Consider the following 20,867-nt stretch of genomic DNA (forward strand, 5'->3'; position numbering starts at 1 on the left):
AACACGAGTTAGAAGACTACTTACCCTTCTGGCAACGTTCTGAAACATTGCCCAAATGGGACATCACTATTGTTCCACAGTAATGGGTACTTTATTTTTCCGCAAACCCCTTAATAGGAAAAGTTGCAAGAGATATTTTTTGGGCGTTGCTGAATGCAGGTATGATTTGCGAATCTTAGTTCCCTCTGTAGAGTCATGGCAATGCATGACTCTACGAATTTCATACATCAAATCAGCAATGCCATTTTTTGAACTAAGGGTGACGACTTGTCTAATAAAAGCTCTTTGTAGAGTTAAGAGCATCATTCTTGCTTCACAAAGAGGCAGGCTTTCAATTTTCTTTTCCAATGGGGCTTCTTGACACAAGGTGTGGCTCTCTCAACCCCTGAGATGTATTTAGCAACTTAAGTAAAAAAAGTTGATTTTTCGTGTTCTATGCACGAAAAATCAACTTCATAAAGCAACCTTGGCTAGGTAATTAGCCCAAGTGGGGATAGAGGGGGAAGCGATCGCACAAGGCTGAAACTCGCTGTCGGCAGTTTTGAGCTACTGCCTCATCTTCTGGATTCAACAGGCGATCGGCAATAATGTTGGCGATTTCGGTAAACTCTGGTGTACCCATGCCGCGAGTGGTCATTGCAGGTGAGCCGAGTCGCAGCCCACTCGTGACAAAAGGTGATTCTGGGTCAAAGGGCACCGTATTTTTGTTTGCCGTAATGTTGACTCCACTTACAAGTTGGTCTGCCCGCTTACCCGTCATGCCAACAGAGCGCAAGTCAACCAAAATTAGATGATTGTCAGTGCCGCCTGAAACTAGCTTAAATCCACGCTCCTGGAGTTGCGTTGCCATTGCCTGAGCATTGCGAATCACTTGAGCTGAGTAGGTTTTGAATTCAGGTTGAAGGGCTTCACCAAAGGCAACGGCTTTCCCTGCGATCACATGCTCTAGTGGCCCACCCTGAGAACCTGGAAAGACAGCTTTGTCCAGTTTTTTGCCCAGTTCTGCATCACGGGTCAAAATCAGACCGCCCCGTGGTCCACGCAGCGTTTTATGGGTGGTGGTGGTGACGACATCGCAATAGGGTAGTGGATTGGGGTGATGTCCGGTTGCGACTAATCCGGCGATGTGAGCGATGTCTGCTAGCAGCAAGGCCCCAACTTCGTCGGCGATCGCCCTAAACTGGTCAAACCGAATCACTCGTGGATAAGCCGAATACCCGCAAATCAATAGCTTAGGACGATGTTTTAGCGCCAGATCTCTTATCTGGTCGTAGTCAAGCTGCTCTGTTTCCGCACTAACGCCGTAGTGCTGCACCTTAAACCACTTGCCCGACACGTTGACTGGGGAACCGTGCGTCAAATGCCCACCATGAGACAAATCCATGCCCATGATTGTGTCACCTGGCTCTAGCAGGGACAGGAAAACCGCAAAGTTTGCCTGTGCGCCAGAATGAGGTTGGACGTTGGCATGAGCTGCGCCAAACAGCTCTTTTGCGCGATCGATTGCAATTTGCTCGATTTGATCAGCAAATTCACAACCGCCGTAGTAGCGCTTTTGGGGCAAACCCTCTGCATATTTGTTGGTCAATACGGAACCTTGAGCAGCCAGCACTGAGGGAGACGTAAAATTCTCACTCGCAATCAGTTCTAGGTGATCACGCTGGCGCTGGAGTTCATTCTGAATCAAGCCAGCAACCGCCGGATCGGTTTTTTCTACAAAATCTAAATTAGTTTGAACGGTCGTTTTAGCTACAGCTTGAGTCACAGACAAACCCCCAAAATCCACAATTCAGCACAGTTTCATTCACGGTAGCCGGATTGATGATCAACCGTTCTTGGCTGCTCACAATTCACAAGCTAAATTTATCCCGAGTTAATGATCATAACGCTTCACTGCATCGACTTCATGGGTTGGATCAGCCATTCAAGTCTTTTCATTAAGGACTCGTTAAAGTATGTAATACCCTTGACAACTCCTCTAAAGGAGTAGCTTAAGATTAGAGCTAGTGGGCTAGGCTTACCCGCTTAAGGTAGGTGCTTCATGCTAGTCATCTTGATGGAAAATCAACTGCTCTCTCCCCATCAAGTTTGTCAAACTTGCTTGATGGCTAGTCAAACCGGGCAACCTCGCTGGCAGCAAGGTCAGCTTTTGTGCGGTCGTTCTCTTGGTAAGTTGACTGACAGTCAACCCGCTCAATTTGAGTGTCAGATGGGGTTCCGAATTGCGAACATTGAGTGATTGAATTAGCCCTGTCCTACTCCAACTACCCGCTTAGACAGATTTTTGTTGACTGAGCGACTGCGCTATCCTGGTCTTAGTGTAGAAATGTAAGAAAGTAGCCCCAATTTGAGGAGAGCAAAACATGAGCTGGCGTGGCTCCACTAACCCCAAGGATCGCTTTTTCGCTTGTCTGCCCTATCTTTTGCCCCTGATTGACGGGCTAGCTTTTGGTATATATTTCTTCCGGCAGTTTCCTGCGCTTGAAGTAATTCTTCTGCCCCTAACTCCAATTTTGCTAGTTTACAGCACCATAGATAGGGCTTTATTTGGATTTGGTGGATTGATCGTATTCTTTGCCTTGTTCCTGCTTGTAGTCAGGAACGAAAGCATTAACCACTTCATCCGGTTCAATGCGATGCAAGCGATCTTGTTAGACATCATTCTAGTTTTGTGCAAATTTATTTTAAGCCTGTTTGGTTCAGGTCTAGGTGGCGGACTGATTATTGAAACAGTCTATAACGTCATTTTCTTTGGCATGATTGCCGCAGTTGTTTACTCCATTATTCAGTCTGCGATGGGCCGCTACGCAGAGATTCCGACCCTTTCAGATGCGGTTTACATGCAGGTTCGCTAGCAAGGCTAGTACTCTTACTGCTCTAAATGCTAAGCGCTGGTGCAGATTGAGCCAGCGCTTTTTTATTGGAGTGAAGCTTACGAGAATGCTTTCCCAGCCCTAGCTTTCCCAGTCCTATGTCACGTCAACTTTGCTACTTTCACGAAAGCTGCTGTTGTGCCCGCCATGCCAAGGCGATCGCCAGTGCAACACTTGGCAAGAGTACCAAAGTTAAAACAATTGCTGTACTGGATGAAATAGACAAAAGGGGCATAACATATTTGATGGCTACTGCTAGACCCCCCGAAACGATGAATACTTTCAAAATATAAATTGCATTACTATCCATTCAAGGTTTACCTGAAACTGCTTAACCTAACGCGCTAGTCACTTATAGTAATTCTAATTGCGTGGCGTATAGCGGCGGCAGCGGATCGAGCTGTTGCTGTATGCCACGCTTTGTATTCCATTCAACAAGCACCGCTATCAGTTAAGACAAAAAAGGAGATAGTTTAGCTATCTCCTGCTCAGTGTTCTCACCCTATTTCAACTTTTATCAAGCCAAACGACTAGGTCTAAAAGTATTCCTATTGTGCCCACGCGCCCCGTATTTCACACGCAAGGACGGTTGCCAGGAATGGATCGGTATTTATTTCCAAGCTAGCGAGGAGCTTTATCTTTATCTCGATACTCGGCTTAATGAGGGCTTTGAAGCAGCTTAAGTTGAGGATTAGGATGAGGCATTTAACAGCTCAGATTGTTCTAGTTGGGGAATGAGTTTCAGGTTGAACTCGGACTCGAAGCAGCCTTTTTTGTAGTCGAGGCTCCAAAGTTCGAGGGCACAATCATCTCCAGGTTTCTTTGCCTGAAGCAACAGGTGCAGTTCCCGCTGGTTGGAGTCGTACTTGAGGGTGACTTGCCGAACTGCACCTATTTGACGGCGATCGAGCGCAACGGCTAGACGTAATAGGGTACTGAGCTGTTCGACGATGCGACGATGTTGCTTGCTAGTCAGGTTTCGATAGTTTTCGTGCTTTTTCTTAGGGCAACTTTTGCGATGATAGCGGGCCAAATTGGCGATGGTTTCGATTTCGGTTTCGGTATAGCCTAATAAGTCTCCCTGCCGAATTAAGTAATAGGAATGTTTGTGGTGAGAGGAATGATTGACGAAGTGTCCGCAGTTGTGGAGCATGGCGGCCGCCCACAGCAATTCTCGCTCTTCTGCACCCCAGTCGTGTAACGTGCCTTGGGTTTGGTCAAATAGGGTAAGCGCAAATTGGGCAACTCGTTCGCTGTGCTCTAGGTTAATTCCATATTTGCGAGCAATTTTGACAACGCTGCGCTGGCGTACAGAGCTTTGAAAGCGCAGTCGGTCTTCGATCAGCCCGTGGGTTAGCATCCAATCAACAACGACTCCTTCTCGGAGCGATCGCTCGCAAATCGTGACCGTCTCCATACCCAGCAGGGTCATTGCCTCTTGCAAAATGACTGCCCCAGCTACAATGATTTCGGCGCGACGGTCTGACATTCCAGGAATATTTAGCCGTTCCTGGTAGTTCAGTCTACGCAGACGGTTAACGAGTTCTCGCAGGTCTTTCAAGCTGAACTGATAGCCATTGAGTGGAGTGGGAATGACTCCTAGCTTTTCCCGAGCGTGAATTGCGGCTAAAGCTTCAATCGTGCCAGAGGTACCGACTAAGCGAGGCAGTTCGCCAGCGTTTAGGTGAGCCTGTAATTCTTCTACCGATCGCTCTAGCATTCCTCGAACGAAGGCTTGCAGATGGTTAAATTCGTTGTTGCTGATCGGGTCAGTGTTAACAATGTCAGCCGTCAGTCGTACTGCTCCAACTTTTGTGCTACTGAGGGTACGGGGTTCGTGCCCGTCGCCCAGCACTAGTTCTGTGGAACCGCCACCAATATCGATGATGACGTGAGGGTGGTTGCCAAACTCCATCCCCGACAGCACACCTAAATAAATTCGGCGGGCTTCCTCTTGTCCTGAAATCAGGTTGACCATTAGCCGCAGTTCGCTCTCGATCTGCTGAAGAAAGTCTCGCCCATTTGGGGCTTCTCGGACAGCGCTAGTGGCAACGGCAACGATATCTTCAGCATTGAGGCTGTGAGCAATTTTTTGGCAGCGCTTGAGAGCATCCATTGCCCGCGTCATTGCCTCTGGAGTCAGCTTGCCTGTCTCTCTGTCGCGATCGCCCAGACGCACTGTCGCTTTTTCTTTAGCAATAATGGTGAATGCAGGAATTGCAGGCTGAATTCGCACTACAACCATGTGAATAGAATTAGTCCCAACGTCGATCGCCGCCAAAATACGATCTTGAGTAACGCTACTTGATGGAAAACTAAACAAGTGATCTTTAGTCTCGTAAATCGAATTAATCATCCAAACATCCAGGGTTTTCAATGTTGGGACGGACTTCTGTCTAGATCTGAATGAGGTAACAACAAAGGTAATCTAGCCGCAGCACACTAATCCAGACAAACTAAGTTTTGCCTGAACTACCGAGGAACCTTGCTAGATTGAAGTCTTTATCCAGTTACTCCACTGGGATTACAGCGTCCGGAGGCTTCTTTAGGGCTGATCTGTGGCAAGCGATCAAATTCAGACAGAAACACTGGCAACGGGGAGTTACCTGTGCTACCACACTCCTGTTTCACCCCCTATTGTCTACCAGATTGTCGCCAAGAGTCACATCTGGCTGCAGCTAGATCCCAGGAATTTACATAGAGTTTACAGTCTAACGGTTTGGATTTGATTCACGAGCTAAAACAGTGCTATACCTTCATCGTGGCTCGTTTCAGCCCTTCTTCTACTTTCTGCAAGCATCGGTGTTGCAGATTGGATAAGCAGACTCATAGAGGCTAGAGCGTCGGCCAAACCAGGCATAGCGATTATCGCGAACTTGGACGTAGAGGCGATCGCCCCCCCACTTCACCCCAGGCATTGCTCGATACGCATTTACAAACACTTCACCTAGCGGTAGCAAACGCCCAATTTCTTCAGCCGCATCACTGCCCTGCCATCGCTGTTGGGGAACGTTAGCATTGATTAAAAGCATTCCTTTTTCGCAGTCCTGTGACGTAATGCCAAACTGCTCCAGTGCTGCCTGGTCCTGCATTGGTGCATATTGAAATTGCTTACCCTGATCCAGTTTTTCAAGCAACTGAACTAGCGTAGAGCAGAGATTACAGTTACCGTCATAGATTACGTAGTGGGTCATGGTAAATGTGATCAAAAAGTGATCGTCAGTACGTAGAAATGAACAAATTTAAACAAAATTAATACTTCAAATTTAGCCTAAAAATCTCTATTAGCAGCAGTTATTGAACTTTTAACGTATAGTGGACTACAGAATTTCGGGCCAAGTATTCCAGAAGACAAGTTTACTTAACCTTATCTTTACACTCAAACGGTAGGATGCAGGCGTTTCCCAAACAGATTTACAACACCCAAAGATCATGCTGTTTCAACTTCGTTCAAAGCGTTTTGCATATCTAGCCGCCTCAATTGCTCTCACTTTCGTTGTGTCCTCTTGTGCGGGGGGTGGCACTGACACCTCCACCGAAGCGCCCGAAGGCGAAACGGCTGAAGCACCAGCTGAGGGCGGTGGCGATCTGAGTGGAACCATCGCTATTGATGGTTCCAGTACCGTCTTCCCTATCTCTGAAGCGATGGCAGAAGAGTTTATGGCTGCCAACAATGGCGTTCAGGTTACGGTTGGTACCTCTGGTACGGGTGGTGGCTTTGAAAAGTTCTGCGCTGGTGAAACCCAAATCTCCAACGCTTCTCGCATCATTGAGGCAGATGAAATTGCTGCATGTGAAGCAGCAGGTATTGAATTCATCGAACTCCCAGTTGCTCAAGACGCACTGACCGTCGTGGTTAACCCCGAAAATGATTGGGCAGAGTGCATGACCATTGAGCAGCTCAACACCATGTGGGCACCCGAAGCTCAGGGCACTGTTAGCAACTGGAACCAGGTTGACCCCTCTTTCCCAGATGCGCCTCTAGCGCTCTATGGTCCCGGAACTGATTCTGGTACATTCGATTACTTCACAGATGTTGTCAACGGTGAAGAAGGTGCAAGTCGTGGAGACTACACCTCCAGCGAAGATGATAACGTGATCGTTCAGGGTGTAGTTGGTGACCCCAATGCACTTGGATATTTTGGCTACGCTTACTATGAGGAGAACGCAGATAGCCTCAAAGCAGTTCAAGTCGATGGTGGTGAAGGTTGCGTTGCACCCAGTGCCGAAACTGTGCTAGACGGTAGCTATGCTCCTCTCTCTCGTCCGCTTTTTATCTATGTCAGCACCGCAGCGCTTGAAGAACCCCATATTCAAGAGTTTCTTAACTTCTACGTTGATGAGGCAAACGCCTCATTAGTAGAGGAAGTTGGCTATGTACCTCTGGGTGATGAGCTTACTCCACTCGTACAGGCTCGTTTAGAGAATGGTGTAACGGGATCGGCGTTTGCAGAAGCCGCCGAAGGTGCGTCCCTACCTGAGATTTTGGCCCAGTAGTTTGGCTAGTGCCGATCGCCCCCATTTCACCGAATGGGGGCGATCGGCTTCAGTTTAAGCATTCGTCTTAGAGAGCTAGTTCCCTGCCTCCCCTCCAAATTTGTCATTATGACTACCAGTCAATTACCAGACCCATCTCAAAACAGTGGGCTCTGGCAACCAAACCGCAAGCTCAGCAAGACAATGGAAATGTTGGCAAAAGGCTTGTTTGGAGCTTTTGGCATTCTTTCCATTTTTACAACCATCGGAATCGTTCTCACTCTGGTCTTTGAAACCATTTTGTTCTTTCGGGAAGTGCCCATCTGGGATTTTCTGACAGATACCCAGTGGACTCCTCTCTTCACCAATTCCCAATACGGCATCATGGTGCTGATCAGCGCCACGCTGCTTACGTCTGTAATTGCTCTAATTGTGGCGATGCCAATGGGAATTCTGGCTGCTGTTTGTTTAAGCGAATATGCACCTCGCAAGGTGCGCAGCTGGCTAAAGCCAGCCCTAGAAATTTTGGCAGGGGTGCCAACGGTTGTATTTGGTTATTTTGCTCTTTTCTTGGTAACCCCAATTCTGCAGACTTTTGTTCCTGGTCTTCAGCAATTTAACGGCTTGAGTGCTGGAATTGTACTGGGAATCGCAATCCTGCCCACGATTGCCTCTCTTAGTGAAGATGCAATCTATGCTGTGCCCCAAAGTCTCCGACAAGGTTCCTATGCTTTAGGAGCAACTAAGCGTGAGACGATTACTAACGTTGTCTTACCGGCTGCTCTTTCAGGAATTGTGGCTTCTTTCATCCTGGGAGTAGCGCGAGCGGTGGGGGAGACAATGATTGTCACCATTGCAGCCGGACAAAACCCAAGGCTAACGCTTGATCCTCGCGTGCCGATTCAGACGATGACTTCGTTTATCGTGCAGGTTGCCGGGGGAGACGCGCCAACTGGCTCAATTGAGTACATCACTCTCTTTGCGGTGGGAATGACTCTGTTTCTGATCACCCTGGTGCTAAATAGTTTTAGTTTCTGGTTCGTTCGCCGTTTCCGGGAGAAGTACGAATGACAGCCACAGATCCAAACGCTTTTTCACAGGATGATTTAGCTAAGCAGAGGTTTAACCCAAACCTATCCGGTCGCTACAGGCTAGACAATATTTTTAGAATTGCTAGCTGGGTCGCTACTATAGCGGGATTAGTTGTGCTGGCATTTCTGCTGATTGATGTTTTAGTTGATGGCCTTCCTCGGTTAAATTGGCAGTTTCTCACTAGCTTCCCCTCTCGTAGCGCTGAACGGGCAGGAATTTTAGCTCCGTTGGTAGGCACAGTTTGGTTGCTATTTATCACGGCCCTTGTTGCTTTTCCAATTGGAGTTGGGGCAGGCATTTTCCTAGAAGAATTTTCTAGGGATAATCTCTTCACCAGAATTCTTGAGATTAACATCGGTAACCTGGCCGCTGTTCCATCCATCATCTATGGATTGCTCGGCTTGGCGGTGTTTGTTCGCGTTTTTCTACCTATCACGGGTGGTCGTACTGTGTTTGCCGCAGGCTTGACGCTGGCATTGCTGATTTTGCCGGTTATTATTGTTGCGACCCGTGAAGCTTTGAGAGCAGTGCCAGATAGTCTGCGACTGGCAGGGATGGCGTTAGGTGCAACGCGTTGGCAGACTGTGAGAGAGCATGTGCTGCCCCAGGCATTTCCAGGTATTTTAACGGGTACGATTTTGGCTTTGTCTAGGGCGATCGGTGAAACTGCGCCGCTAATTGTAATTGGAGCGCAAACTTTCGTACCGTACATTCCATCTTTTCGGGAAGGTGGCTTTAGCGCTTTACCGATTCAGATTTTTAACTGGGTAGGTCGTCCTCAGGCAGAGTTTCACACCAACGCTGCGGCTGGAATTATTGTCTTGATGATAGTGCTGTTGATCATGAATGCAACGGCAATCTATTTGCGAAATCGGTTCCAGGCTGGAAAGGTTTGATCCTTGGATGTGTTGGTATCTTCGCTGGTTCTAATTATTTGAAATGAAAAGGTCAATGTTTCATGCAGACTAATCCTTCTACAGCCGTTGGCACCGGCACAGCTTTCCATGTTGATCAAGCCAGTTACTATTACGGTTCTTTTTTGGCAGTTAGCAATGTCTCGGTAGATGTTCCTGAGCGCAAAATTACTGCTTTTATTGGCCCATCGGGTTGTGGTAAGAGTACGGTGCTGCGCTGCTTTAACCGTCTCAATGACCTGATTCCAGGCGCTCATGTCAAGGGTACGATTCAGTATCGTGGAGTTGACCTTTACGATAGGAGCGTGGATGCTACCGAGTTGCGTCGCCGCATTGGAATGGTGTTTCAGAAGCCAAATCCTTTCCCTAAATCGATTTATGAAAACATTGCGTTTGGGGCGCGGATCAATGGCTACAAGGGCGATATGGATGAGTTAGTAGAGCGATCGCTCCGTAAAGCTGCGCTCTGGGAAGAGGTTAAAGACAAACTCAGGGAAAGTGGTCTATCCATCTCGGGTGGTCAACAGCAGCGGCTTTGCATTGCGCGAGCGATCGCCATCGAACCCGAAGTACTGCTGATGGATGAACCCTGTTCTGCGCTTGACCCCATTTCTACCCTCCGGGTTGAGGACTTGATGCACGAATTAAAAGAGCAGTTCACCATCGTGATTGTGACGCACAACATGCAGCAGGCTTCTCGTGTCTCTGATATGACTGCTTTCTTTAACGCTCAAGCAACTGAAAAAGGCGGCAAGCAGGGTTACCTGGTGGAATATGCGCCCACCCAAAATATTTTCAACAACCCAACTCAGCAAGCAACTCAAGACTACGTTAGCGGTCGTTTTGGCTAAAACCTGTGATTTTGCTAATGCAGCTAAGTTTGAGCGTAGAGGTGATGCTTCTGCGCTCTAATTTTTTCTCCCCTCTAATTTTTACCGAGGAAGCTTGCTTTGATTGGAGTGGAGCGATCGCCGCAAATCTATAATCCTGGTCATGCCTTTTTAGAGATTGATTGGCACAATAAAGAAAGGTAAAGATTTGTAATAGCCCATTCGTCGGTGCGATGCGATGTCTCTAACTTCAAACCTCCCAGCTGCTGTTAGCTCTTTTTCACCCTCTCAAACCTGGATGTGGAAAGGATTTCCTATCTGTTATCAGGCTGAAGGAGAATCGGGTCCAGCAGTTGTGCTGATTCATGGTTTTGGAGCCTCATGGCAGCATTGGCGTAAAAACATTCCTGCCCTGGCAGAGAGTTGTCGAGTTTATGCGATCGATCTGATTGGCTTTGGTAGCTCTGCTAAGCCCGTTCCTTTTACCGAAATTGAATACACCTTTGAAACTTGGGCACAGCAAGTTGCTGATTTCTGCCAAGAAGTCATTGGTGCTCCCGCCTATCTGGTTGGAAATTCAATCGGCTGTATCGTTGCAATGCAAACTGCCGTTAGTCATGCTGACTCCGTGCTGGGAATCGCTATGCTCAACTGCTCATTGCGATTGCTGCACGATCGCCGTCGTGCTACCTTACCCTGGTACCGACGCATGGGCGCACCGCTCCTACAGAGGGTTCTAGCAGTTCGCTGGTTGGGTCACAATTTTTTCAGATTAATTGCTCGTCCTAATACCGTCCGCAAAATTTTGCTGAAAGCTTATATCCGTCCTGAAGCCGTAACCGACGAATTGGTAGACATGCTGATGGCTCCGGCGGCTGATCCGGGTGCGGCAGATGTATTTCTAGCATTCACCGGTTATTCTCAGGGTCCGCTGCCTGAAGATTTGCTAGAAGTGCTGCCCTGTCCTGCAATTTTGCTTTGGGGAACTCAAGATCCCTGGGAGCCGATCGCTCTGGGACGCGATTTAGCAAACTTTCCTGCTGTTAAAGAATTCATTCTCCTTGAAGGTGTTGGTCATTGTCCTCAAGATGAAGCACCGGAACTGGTAAACCCAATTTTGCAGGAGTGGATTTTATCCCAAACTTCGACCCACGAGACGTATTGAAGTCGCTGCGCTAGTTACCTCAGCTCAGGACAAGAAAGCAGGACAGAGTGAGGACCTGCCCGCTTTCTTGTCCTGAGCTGTATGGCTACTTACAGCCGTTTCCACTTGGATTAACCACAAATCCCTGTAGGGGGCGTTCGCGAACGCCCCCTACGCTATGCTTACCCATCGGAAAATGGCTGTAATGGGTTAGTATTGCTCGCTGTCATACTGCTCGTTGCCATACTGCTCGTCGCTATATGGATCATTACCATCAGCCTCATCGCTGGAGCTTTGCCCTTGTAGCCAATCTCTGCCTAGCTGAATTGTTACGTCAGACTCTAGGCTGCCTGTACTTTCAATTCGCACTTCGCCTAATCCCAAAGCCTGCTGAATGGCTTCAGCCCCCTCGACATTTCCCTGCTGAGCAATAATGCGAGTTTCACTGAGCGGCTCACTCCAACTGTTGTCGATGTAGACATTGCTATAGCCCATGTCATAAAGCGCATTGACCAGGTTATCTACTGCGTCTGGATCTTCGGTGCTATCTTGAATTGCAACTCTCAAGTATCCTGGGTCAAAGTCATAGCTGCTACCGTAGCTTGTGCCAGTGCCAAAATATTGGCTCACTACTTCGTCAATCTGGTTAAGGTTAGGCAGCCAATAGCTAGCTTCGTAGTCCTCGGGAGCACTGAAGTCTCCGGGTAGCATCAGCATTTGCACATTTGAGCGATCGCTCTGAGCGGCAAATCCCATCAGCGCCACCAGTTCCTCAACGGCTAGGTTGGTATCCACATGGGATTGGATTACCGAAAGGATCTGTGGCAACCGAGTTAGTGTAGCTGGGCTTAGCGCTTGCTCCTGCATGGAGCGAATCAGGCTTTGCTGACGCTGCACTCGTCCGATATCGCCTTTTTCGTCATAGCGAAAACGCAAAAACTGCATTGCCTGCTCACCGTTGAGGTGCTGTTCCCCTTGTTTCAAATCAATGTAAAGGTGCTGGCTCTCATCGGTGTACTTCATGTCTTGAGGCACATACACCGTTACGCCGCCCAAAGCATCAATCAACTTTTCTACACCCTGAACGTTGATGCGAACATAGCGATCGATGCTGACTCCGCCCAAGAGATCGCTGACGGATTCTGCTGATAAGGCTGGTCCACCGTAGGCGTTAGCAGCATTGAGCTTGGTTTCACCCAGTCCATCGATGTAAGTGCGGGTATCACGTGGTATAGAAAGCATAACCAACTGCTTAGTCTCAGGATTAAACCGCAGCAGCAGCATGGTATCTGACAGTCCCTCAAAGGAATTGACCAGTGAGTGATAGCCCAAATCTAAGGCTTCTTCAGGAGGATTCTCAACATCAGAACTTAGTACTTTCACTCCCAGCACAAGGATGTTAACGGGACGAGTAAGCTGGGGCAGGCGGAAGTTCATGCCTGTTGAAATGCGATCGCCCTGGTCAAACACTTCAGCTTCTTCGGCTGTAAGCTCACTTTGCAGCAGAGGTGTGCTGGCAAGAGACACCGCCAACATAGCCCCTGCTGTCGCTGAGGCGATCGCCACTCCACCCAAACCCATCGTGAGCCACAGCCAACGTCTGACAGGTTTCTTTTGAGGGATTCTAGGATGTGGCGAACGGGAGTGATGAGCTTTTGGAGTTGACACAAACTTCCTCAACACGTACTAGGTCTGAAGGTGCAAGTTTATCAGAGAGGGCACATTTCGGGCACAGGTTAATGATGAATTAGGCTACAAAGCGGACGTTTGCAAGAAAATCTACCACTTTGTGAGCAACTGGGGACTGATTTACAGGATTTTCCAGCTATCAGCAGCATGGTACCAGCGTTTTTGCTAAAGGTGGTAGGGATGCCGACTCAAGGTAGGCGATCGCTCACCTGGCTCACTCCTGGCAGCCATATTGCCTTACGCTGCCACAGGCGCACCATCAGCCAAATATTCACAAGAAAATAGCCAGAGGTCAGCAAACTACTGGTAATCAAAAGCGGTAATGCCCAGGCATGAGAAGCGGATGCACCCGTTCCCAGCAACAGATAGCCAAATAGCCAACCCGTTGCCAACGTTACTGCTAGCCGACTCACTGACCGTTGCTCACGGCTGCCCTGCCGTCGATAAAGTGTCCACAGTGCCGGGAAAAAGCCAACCACCGGAATCAGGTAAATGAATGTCTGAATGCGCCTAATATCCTGATTTACAAACGGGTTGGCACGTTTCATGGGAGATAACTACCCTTGCAAGGAACGGAATTACGGAAAATCAAAAAACCGTTGCGGACTTTGACCCATTCAACGGGAAATGTGCGGGCAAGATGCCCACACCACAACCACAGCAGCCTTTCCATCCCTATTCTAACCCCAGCCCCTAACCCCTAATTCCCTTACTCCGGTTCCACCACCGTTCCCATAAACAAAACCGTTTCTGTCTGGTTGTCTCGAATCGCGTAGAAGAAGGGGCGATCGGCAGTCATCTGAAACGGAGCAGTTGGTGCAGAAAGTGTTTGGATCTCCACTGAAGTGACTGCGGCGGCTTCAGTTCCTTCCTCATTCACCTCGATAAATGTTTTGTGCTGCACTTGGCTAATCGACAGGGGTTCGTCACTCATGCCCGAAAAGTCAGCTTGGTCAGTGAAGGCAACGCCCATCCCTAGTGCTTCCAGCACATCGTTGAGTTGCGTTGTATATTCCAGCTTGAACCGGGGCAGACTGATTGCTCCTTCCTGTCTACCAAACTGGCTCATCCAGGTTTCCCAGTTCTCAGCGGTGAGACTTTGCTGAAAAGCACTCAGGCTAGAGTTTTCACGCGGTAGAAAGACATACATGCTGAGCCGCTTAGACTCTCCATAGGGCAAACTGACTGCCTGAAACTGGTCGTTCTCAAGGTAAGCATAGCGTCCACTCTGAGTCATGGTGGGATGCTGTTTTTGGCTGCTGTCTAGCAAGGTAAAGGGGCGATCGCTTGTCCGTTCGGCATTAAACGGCGTGGTCCAGTTGCCCTTAAAGTAGGTTGCGTTAATCAGAAACAGAACTGCGTTAGGTCTAATGTCTTGAATAATTTCAGAGATTTTCTCCTGAGTATTGCGGCTTACCCAGTTATTAATGGTTGCGATCGCACTGGGATTCGTGAAATCCAGGCTAGCCACTTCAGCGCTATAAAAGTCGCGATTTCGCTGCAAAAAGTCTGGGTTAAATGAAGTATCTTCTCTACTCCAAAGGGAATTAGCGATCGCCAACTGCACTTCAGGATCAGCATTTTCCAGCGCCAATTCTAAAGCTGCATTAGCTTGATTGATTTCTTCCAGGCTCATTCCTTCCAGTTCCAGAGCCTCTGCCATTGCCTGTTGAGTAGTGCCACTGGCTCCGTTGTAGGTCATTGTCAGGGCGATCGCTACGCTAGTTGGTGAAACCATCAGATTCGTTGGTTGCCCGTTCTGCTCCAGGATTTGAGAGAACAGCTTGAAGCCAAAGCGAGTATTCGCTGCAACCAAGCGGGCATTCATATCTAAGTCTTCATCTGAGTCTTCAATCTGATTCATAGTAGGAGGTGAAGAGGGTGGAGATTGGGCGATCGCCTGTCTTCCAAACTTAACCGCTGTTCCAAGGGTTAACCCTAAAAGAATCATGCCGCCAGCTAAAGCAATCAGAGGACGTCCAAACCACTGCTGACTCATGTCGTACTCCTCACCACGTCAATAAATCTACTGCTCCACAATGGCAGCGGTGGCAGAAAATTTGGCAGAGGTTACGGTTTTAGTAACTCAGTTGAAGCTCAAACTACTAAATTTCTGTTCTGCTTGTAGCAACACCAGATGCGGAATGTGATTAATGCGATCGCCCAAGAACATGATCAGATGCTCTATGAATCGCTGCTGCAATCAGTAGAAGAACTCTCTACATCCCGTACCATAAATGGAATAATGCTACGTTTTTCGACTGAAGTTGAACACGTCGAACCCAATGGCGATATCCGCGTTTGTGTTGATCTCAGTGGGTTAGCGACTCAGACTTAGTGGAAACCGTCCTATCGTTTCGTGAAACGATAGGACGGCTCAGTCTATTACTAATTCAGGAGAGGAAGCAATGACACCGCAAAACGGAAAAACACAGCAAGTTGTGGCGACTGGGCTGATTTGGGGTTTTGCGACGGGAATGCTAGCGCTTTGCATTCCCCTGGTTTCCCTGACGCAAGGCAGCTTAATTTTGCCGTTAGGGGTAATTACAGGGGCGATCGTTGGAACAGTCGCGATTTGGCGACAGGGAAGTCGATCTTCTACGGGTGATTCAAATCCTTCCAAGAATTTAGAAGAGCGAGTGGCAAATCTAGAGGTGATTCTGGGTAAAGACGAGGTTGATTTGCAGAACCGATTGAAGCAACTGGAACCGAGCGATCGCCAACCCAGCTAGAAGGGTGCCTTAGAAAAAACTTCCTCGTTAGAGCCTATTTTGCAAGGACATAAGCAAATCTCGATACTCCTGTGTATCTTCGGATTTCAATGCCCGTCAGGTATGGCAGGATCAACTGAAATGGATTTAAAGATTCTGCAAACCTTCTGTAAAGCAGATTGAAGCATAAAGGCTGAGGTTGCGATGCGAGTTGAAGTGAGTTTATCAGATGCATCGGTTGAGCAAATTGTAGAGCAAATGTTTGCTGCCCGTCAGATTAGCTCTGCCGATCAGTCAAAATTTATGTCATTACTGCTCTCCAAGCAGGTTTTGACTCCTGCTGAGCAGACTCAAGTTAATCGTGTCTTTGATGGGTTGCGGTCTGGACGGCTTAAAGTCGTGGATTGAAAATGTCTAGTTGAGCCAAGTCCGCTGGTTTTTCAGAAACTCTTTTACTCTTACCGTTCTTTTCCTGAACCGAGTTGCCAGAATTGCCTTTGCGTAACCCAACCGCAATATGTGAATGCTTTTCGATTTGACCCATCACCTGCCGCGCTCGCTGAATGACACTAGCAGGCAGTCCAGCTAGGCGTCCTGCCTCAATGCCATAGGAGCGATCGGCTCCACCAGGGCGCACCTGATGCAAAAAGATAATTTGGTCAGGCATTTCTTTTACCGTCACCTGATAGTTGGCGACGTTAGACAAAATAGACGCTAGCTCGTTGAGTTCATGGTAATGAGTCGCAAAAATAGTGCGGGCGCGAATTTCAGTTGCTAAGTGTTCTGCTACTGCCCAGGCGATCGAAAGCCCATCGAAGGTTGCAGTGCCACGACCAATTTCATCCAGCAACACTAAAGATTTTGGCGTAGCGTGGTTGAGAATGTTGGCGGTTTCGTTCATCTCAACCATAAAGGTAGATTGTCCGGTTGCCAGGTCATCCACCGCACCCACACGAGTAAAGATGCGATCGCACACACTCAACGTTGCCGCCTGAGCAGGCACAAAACTTCCCACCTGCGCCATCAGTTGAATCAAACCAACCTGACGCAAGTAGCAGCTTTTGCCACTGGCATTGGGTCCGGTAAGAACGATTAGGTCAGGGGCTAAGGGCTGAGGACTGGGGGCTAGGGTTTCGGAGGGGGTTAGAGACTGAGACTTTGGATTTTCAAGTTCAAGGTTCGAGGTTCGAGGTTCGGAACTAGCCCCTAGCCCCCAGCCCCTAACCCCTTCTAAACCAGCCCCTAACTCTGTGGAATTCGGCACAAAGAAGCCAGTCGGTAACGACTGCTCGACGACTGGGTGGCGACCGTTTTCGATATAGATTTGGCGATCGCAAGTAATTTGAGGACGGCAATAGCCCTGGTAGACGGCGACTTCCGCAAGAGCCGCTAGTACGTCTACAGCGGCGATCGCCTTTGCCACAGCCCGAATCAATTCTGCTTGTTCACTGACTTCATCACGCAAGCCGTTAAAAATTTCGTACTCCAGCCGATTCAGATCTTGCTGGGCATTGAGAATGCGGGTCTCGCAGTCTTTTAGGTCAGCGGTAATATAGCGTTCTTCGTTGGTCAGCGTTTGCTTGCGGATGTAGTTGTCCGGTGCCTGCTGCGATTTGGCGCGAGAGATACTGATGTAGTAGCCAAAGGTTTTGTTAAAGCTGACTTTTAGGGTAGGAATGCCTGTGCGCTGGCGTTCTGTGACCTCAAGCTGGGTGAGCCACTGCTGATCTACTTCAACCTGCTGTCTTAGATTATCTAACTGGGAATTTACTCCAGAGCGAATCAGGTTGCCTTCAGTGAGATAGAGCGGTGGGCGATCGACCAGGTGCGATCGCAATCGTTGCCCCAAGTGTTCTAGAACTGGGGAAACCGTTTGTAAGGCAGTCAAATAGGGGGAACGAGCTGAGGCAACAAGTTGTGCCAAGTCGGGCAGTTTTTCGAGCGAGTCAGCGATCGCCACCAAATCACGCGCATTGGCAGTGCCAGAACCAGCCCGTCCGGTGAGTCGCTCCAGGTCATAAATTTGCTTAAGCAACTGCTGGAGGTCTTGCCGCAGCGCTCCATTGCTGACTAATTCGGCGATCGTATCCTGGCGAGACTGGATACTCGCAATGTCTAGCAGCGGTTGCAGCAGCCAGCGGCGCAATGCCCGTCCGCCCATTGACGTAACATTGCGATCGAGTGCCCACAATAGCGAACCGTGAAAGGTGCCGTCTCTGGCCGTTTGAGTAATTTCCAGATTGCGGCGAGTCTGGTGATCGAGGGTGAGATATTCGGTCAGGGTATAGGTGCAAAGTGGCTGAAGCAATACCTGGTTTTGCTTTTGGGTGTCTTCCAAATATTCCAGCAAGCCTCCAGCAGCACGGACAGCTAGCGGCAGGTGTTCACAGCCCATGCCTTCTAGCGATCGCACCCGAAATCGTTCGAGCAAACGCTGTCGAGCTTCGCTTTGAGTGAAGGGAGATTGCGATCGCAAGGTATAGCACAACTGCGGCGGCAAACAGTCCGGCAACTGATCAGACTTTTCTCCCGGTCGCAATAACCCACCTAGATCTGGTGCATTCGTGGGTACCAGCACCTCTGACGGCTGAAGCCGCATCAATTCTTGGGTTAACTGCTCCAGATTGCTCGATTGCGTTGTTAGAAATTCGCCTGTTGAAACATCAGCATAAGCTAACCCCCAATGGGTTGCTGCAATCACCACAGCCGCCAAAAAATTGTTGCGGCGGGCAACCAACATTCCCTCTTCTAACACCGTGCCGGGGGTAATTACACGGGTAACGTCTCGCTGCACCAGCCGTCCCTGCGCTTCGGCAGCATCCTCAAGCTGATCACAGATGGCAACGGCATAGCCTTTCTCAACCAGCATGGTGCAGTAGCGATCGAGCGCATGATGGGGAATTCCGGCTAAGGGAACGCGCCCAATTTCTTTGCCTGCATCTTTGCTGGTGAGGACGATCTCGATCTCGCGGGAAACGGCGATCGCATCCTGAAAAAATGTTTCAAAAAAATCCCCCACTCGATACAACAGCAGCGCATGGGGATACTGATCCTTTAGCTCCACATAATGACGCATCATCGGAGTCAAATCGTCCCGGTTGACTACTCGATGGTCGGCATAGCGCACCTCATGCTTGACCAGGCGCTCTGGCAAGTCACCCACAGGATTCGACATAGATGCAGCATCAGTCATGGATCGTTCAGCAATCGGCGACAGAAGCATTCTAGTATTTACTTCGGGGTTTCGTCTGAATCCAGCCAATTCACTAGGTCTGCTTCACTTATAAGGTCCAGCGATGCTTCCCCCAGTTCAGTGAGTTGAACCAGCGACAGTGCCTCAATTTGAGCTTGAAGGTCAGGATTCAGTTCGCGGAGTTGGCGATGCAGCAAACGCAATACCAAGTTTAGTTGAGCTTGTCCTCCTCCCTGCCCTCCTCTCTGCCTTCCTGAAGAATTTCCTGGTAAATCACAGACTCCCGCATGATGTCCCTCCGAAAAAGCTGTTGAATCAACTGTCTAGAATCAGTCCCGCAGCTGCACACAAGCAGTAATACTTTGCTGTCGAGCCTTTTCTTCAATCATGTTCACTTGTACGGCGACTTGTTCGAGAAGTTGCTGAGGGGAATCAGTTTGCGCCAGAGTCGCCAGGGGCAACAGTCCGGGAGCTGATAGCAGGGGCTCAGGAGGCTGCTCCCACATGCGAATGACCCGATAGCGGTGTGAGGTATTCCGTGCTGTAAACTGCTCGGCAAATGCTAGTTCTGAAGTGGTCGGCTTGAGGAAAATGACGACCTGCTCAATGTCACAGCTATACTGCCGGTGCAGCCTGACCCAGGAGTCGAGCATTCGAAGCGGCAGTGGTGGCGTAGAGGTTGGCAGAGTTTGCACTTCCAAATGCAGGATTTGGCTGGCAGTTTTGAGAAACGTCACGGCATCAGCCCGAATAGGTTCGGTGTTGTCGTAGGTCACGTAGGGATATTGAAAACAGCCATGTTTGTGAGGCAGTACAGGAATTGAGACTCAACAGGTTGAAGCTCAAGATCAGGAAGTGACTTTCAGTAAAACTGGATGAACAATGAGTTTACACAGAAAAAGTAGCCCAAAGGATAAGTTTTCGGCGATTTTTTCAGTTGTACTGAGTCTGGCGATAGTTGGGATTACGCTGATTGCGCTGGTGAGCGATCGCGGCTGGACTCAAGTCCTAGAACTGTTGTCTCACTTCAGGCTGCAATATTTTCTGCTCAGTCTAATTTTGCTGCTGCTGCTATTTCTAACTCGACGAAAGGTACCTATTCTAATTGCGCTGTTTTGTGTTGCATTGCTCTCCACACCCATACTGCCCTGGTACAACCCGCTAAGTCGAAGTGCAGCAGCAGCAGAACTGAGGGTGCTCACGGCAAACATCAACACTAGAAACCGCAGTTATAAAAAGGTGTTGACGATGGTGAGGGAAGAAAGCCCAGATATTGCCGTGTTTCTGGAAGTGGATGACACTTGGGTGGCGCAACTTCAGCGTCTTAAAGACATTCTCCCCTACGAATTTGGACAGGCGAATCCTTACAATTTGGGGATTGCGGTCTACAGTCGGTTGCCTTTAGAAAATGCTGTGATTGACTTCTTTGGCACTTCCAAAAATCCCAGTATTCTAACGAGTTTGACGGTTGAGGGAAAAACAGTTTCACTGGTTGCAACTCATCCATTACCTCCAGTGAGACGCAGCTTTTTTCACTCTCGCAATCTGCAACTTGACCAAATTGGGCAGTATGTTCAGCAGCTTGAAACGCCCGTTGTGGTGCTGGGGGATTTGAACATTACCATGTGGTCGCCTTACTATAAGCGGTTTGCTCGAAATACAGGTTTGCAGAATGCGCGGCGAGGGTTTGGAGTTTTGCCAACTTGGCCCATGCCAGGAACCTACACTGTGTTGCCCAATTTGCTACATCGGCTGCTGCAAATTCCGATTGATCACTGTCTGGTTAGTTCAGATATTAAAGTTGCAGCAATTCATACAGGGCGAGATGTGGATTCTGATCATCTGCCGTTAATTGCGGATTTGGTGATTCCTTAATGCAACCCAAAATTAAGGCTCTGAGATGGAATCTACCTGTACTTGCAATCAAGCTTCAAATCGGTAGTAC

At 48.8% G+C, this 20,867-nt stretch carries 21 protein-coding genes; 11 read left to right on the plus strand and 10 right to left on the minus strand.

The annotated features are described in order from the left end of the window. Positions 1–478 precede the first annotated feature (478 nt). Positions 479–1,765: a serine hydroxymethyltransferase gene (glyA, locus tag H6G00_RS18790; RefSeq protein WP_190797916.1), complete on the minus strand. Its 1,287-nt coding sequence runs from the start codon at positions 1,763–1,765 to the stop codon at positions 479–481. A 276-nt stretch (positions 1,766–2,041) separates the two neighbouring features. Between glyA and H6G00_RS18795 the strand changes: the two genes are divergently transcribed. Together H6G00_RS18795 and H6G00_RS18800 are read left to right on the plus strand one after the other, a co-directional pair. Further along, a complete protein-coding gene (locus tag H6G00_RS18795) occupies positions 2,042–2,239 on the plus strand; it encodes a hypothetical protein (RefSeq protein WP_190642810.1) in 198 nt (65 codons plus the stop codon). Positions 2,240–2,363: 124 nt separating this feature from the next. Beyond that, the gene (locus H6G00_RS18800; RefSeq protein ID WP_190642811.1) at positions 2,364–2,855 is read left to right on the plus strand and encodes a Tic20 family protein; all 492 of its coding nucleotides are present in this window, start codon (positions 2,364–2,366) and stop codon (positions 2,853–2,855) included. Positions 2,856–2,994: 139 nt separating this feature from the next. Here the strand turns inward: H6G00_RS18800 and H6G00_RS18805 are convergent, their stop codons facing one another. From H6G00_RS18805 to H6G00_RS18815, 3 genes are all read right to left on the minus strand, one after another. Then, positions 2,995–3,183, minus strand: a complete 189-nt coding sequence (locus tag H6G00_RS18805; protein ID WP_190642812.1) for a hypothetical protein — start codon at positions 3,181–3,183, stop codon at positions 2,995–2,997. Positions 3,184–3,564: 381 nt separating this feature from the next. Beyond that, the gene (locus H6G00_RS18810) at positions 3,565–5,229 is read right to left on the minus strand and encodes a Ppx/GppA phosphatase family protein (protein WP_190797917.1); all 1,665 of its coding nucleotides are present in this window, start codon (positions 5,227–5,229) and stop codon (positions 3,565–3,567) included. Positions 5,230–5,656: 427 nt separating this feature from the next. Further along, a complete protein-coding gene (locus H6G00_RS18815; RefSeq protein WP_190797918.1) occupies positions 5,657–6,067 on the minus strand; it encodes a DCC1-like thiol-disulfide oxidoreductase family protein in 411 nt (136 codons plus the stop codon). Between the two features lie 238 nt (positions 6,068–6,305). On the opposite strand from H6G00_RS18815, the gene H6G00_RS18820 reads away from it, so the two are divergent. The 5 genes from H6G00_RS18820 to H6G00_RS18840 all read left to right on the plus strand — a co-directional run bounded on the left by H6G00_RS18820 (position 6,306) and on the right by H6G00_RS18840 (position 11,350). Continuing rightward, entirely contained in the window at positions 6,306–7,370 is a 1,065-nt protein-coding gene (locus H6G00_RS18820; RefSeq protein WP_190797919.1) for a PstS family phosphate ABC transporter substrate-binding protein, read from the plus strand. 108 nt (positions 7,371–7,478) lie between these two features. Then, the gene (gene pstC, locus H6G00_RS18825; RefSeq protein WP_190797920.1) at positions 7,479–8,420 is read left to right on the plus strand and encodes a phosphate ABC transporter permease subunit PstC; all 942 of its coding nucleotides are present in this window, start codon (positions 7,479–7,481) and stop codon (positions 8,418–8,420) included. After that, positions 8,417–9,337, plus strand: coding sequence for a phosphate ABC transporter permease PstA (gene pstA, locus H6G00_RS18830; RefSeq protein WP_190797921.1), 921 nt, complete (start codon positions 8,417–8,419; stop codon positions 9,335–9,337). The genes pstC and pstA overlap by 4 nt, the downstream gene beginning before the upstream one ends. Positions 9,338–9,399: 62 nt before the next feature. After that, positions 9,400–10,206, plus strand: coding sequence for a phosphate ABC transporter ATP-binding protein PstB (gene pstB, locus H6G00_RS18835; RefSeq protein ID WP_190689282.1), 807 nt, complete (start codon positions 9,400–9,402; stop codon positions 10,204–10,206). Positions 10,207–10,423: 217 nt separating this feature from the next. Beyond that, positions 10,424–11,350 carry an alpha/beta fold hydrolase gene (locus H6G00_RS18840; RefSeq protein ID WP_190797922.1) on the plus strand — a complete coding sequence of 309 codons (927 nt, stop codon included), beginning with the start codon at positions 10,424–10,426 and terminating at the stop codon, positions 11,348–11,350. A gap of 189 nt (positions 11,351–11,539) precedes the next feature. On the opposite strand, the gene H6G00_RS18845 is transcribed toward H6G00_RS18840, so the two are convergent. The 3 genes from H6G00_RS18845 to H6G00_RS18855 form a co-directional block, all read right to left on the minus strand. Beyond that, positions 11,540–12,910 (minus strand): LCP family protein, encoded by a 1,371-nt coding sequence (locus tag H6G00_RS18845; RefSeq protein ID WP_190797966.1) that lies wholly within the window; start codon positions 12,908–12,910, stop codon positions 11,540–11,542. 296 nt (positions 12,911–13,206) lie between these two features. Continuing rightward, positions 13,207–13,566 carry a hypothetical protein gene (locus H6G00_RS18850; RefSeq protein WP_190644735.1) on the minus strand — a complete coding sequence of 120 codons (360 nt, stop codon included), beginning with the start codon at positions 13,564–13,566 and terminating at the stop codon, positions 13,207–13,209. A 161-nt stretch (positions 13,567–13,727) separates the two neighbouring features. Next, a complete protein-coding gene (locus H6G00_RS18855; RefSeq protein ID WP_190797923.1) occupies positions 13,728–15,017 on the minus strand; it encodes a serpin family protein in 1,290 nt (429 codons plus the stop codon). Between the two features lie 138 nt (positions 15,018–15,155). On the opposite strand from H6G00_RS18855, the gene H6G00_RS18860 reads away from it, so the two are divergent. From H6G00_RS18860 to H6G00_RS18870, 3 genes are all read left to right on the plus strand, one after another. Next, positions 15,156–15,356 carry a hypothetical protein gene (locus H6G00_RS18860; protein ID WP_190644733.1) on the plus strand — a complete coding sequence of 67 codons (201 nt, stop codon included), beginning with the start codon at positions 15,156–15,158 and terminating at the stop codon, positions 15,354–15,356. 70 nt (positions 15,357–15,426) lie between these two features. Continuing rightward, positions 15,427–15,750: a hypothetical protein gene (locus H6G00_RS18865; protein ID WP_190644732.1), complete on the plus strand. Its 324-nt coding sequence runs from the start codon at positions 15,427–15,429 to the stop codon at positions 15,748–15,750. Between the two features lie 183 nt (positions 15,751–15,933). Further along, positions 15,934–16,137, plus strand: coding sequence for a hypothetical protein (locus H6G00_RS18870; RefSeq protein WP_190644731.1), 204 nt, complete (start codon positions 15,934–15,936; stop codon positions 16,135–16,137). Here the strand turns inward: H6G00_RS18870 and mutS are convergent. From mutS to H6G00_RS34800, 3 genes are all read right to left on the minus strand, one after another. Beyond that, the gene (gene mutS / locus H6G00_RS18875) at positions 16,121–18,922 is read right to left on the minus strand and encodes a DNA mismatch repair protein MutS (RefSeq protein WP_190797924.1); all 2,802 of its coding nucleotides are present in this window, start codon (positions 18,920–18,922) and stop codon (positions 16,121–16,123) included. The genes H6G00_RS18870 and mutS overlap by 17 nt on opposite strands. A 38-nt stretch (positions 18,923–18,960) precedes the next feature. Then, complete coding sequence (locus H6G00_RS34795; RefSeq protein ID WP_199318587.1) at positions 18,961–19,131, minus strand: DUF4351 domain-containing protein; 171 nt, start codon at positions 19,129–19,131, stop codon at positions 18,961–18,963. 120 nt (positions 19,132–19,251) lie between these two features. After that, the gene (locus H6G00_RS34800) at positions 19,252–19,698 is read right to left on the minus strand and encodes an Rpn family recombination-promoting nuclease/putative transposase (protein WP_199318588.1); all 447 of its coding nucleotides are present in this window, start codon (positions 19,696–19,698) and stop codon (positions 19,252–19,254) included. Positions 19,699–19,804: 106 nt separating this feature from the next. Here H6G00_RS34800 and H6G00_RS18885 point away from each other — a divergent pair, with 106 nt between their 5' ends. Next, on the plus strand, positions 19,805–20,797 hold the full coding sequence (locus H6G00_RS18885; RefSeq protein WP_190797925.1) for an endonuclease/exonuclease/phosphatase family protein: 993 nt from the start codon (positions 19,805–19,807) through the stop codon (positions 20,795–20,797). Positions 20,798–20,867 lie beyond the last annotated feature (70 nt).

It is taken from the genome of Leptolyngbya sp. FACHB-541, from assembly GCF_014695875.1.
Classification (GTDB): Bacteria; Cyanobacteriota; Cyanobacteriia; order Elainellales; family Elainellaceae; genus JAAUTN01.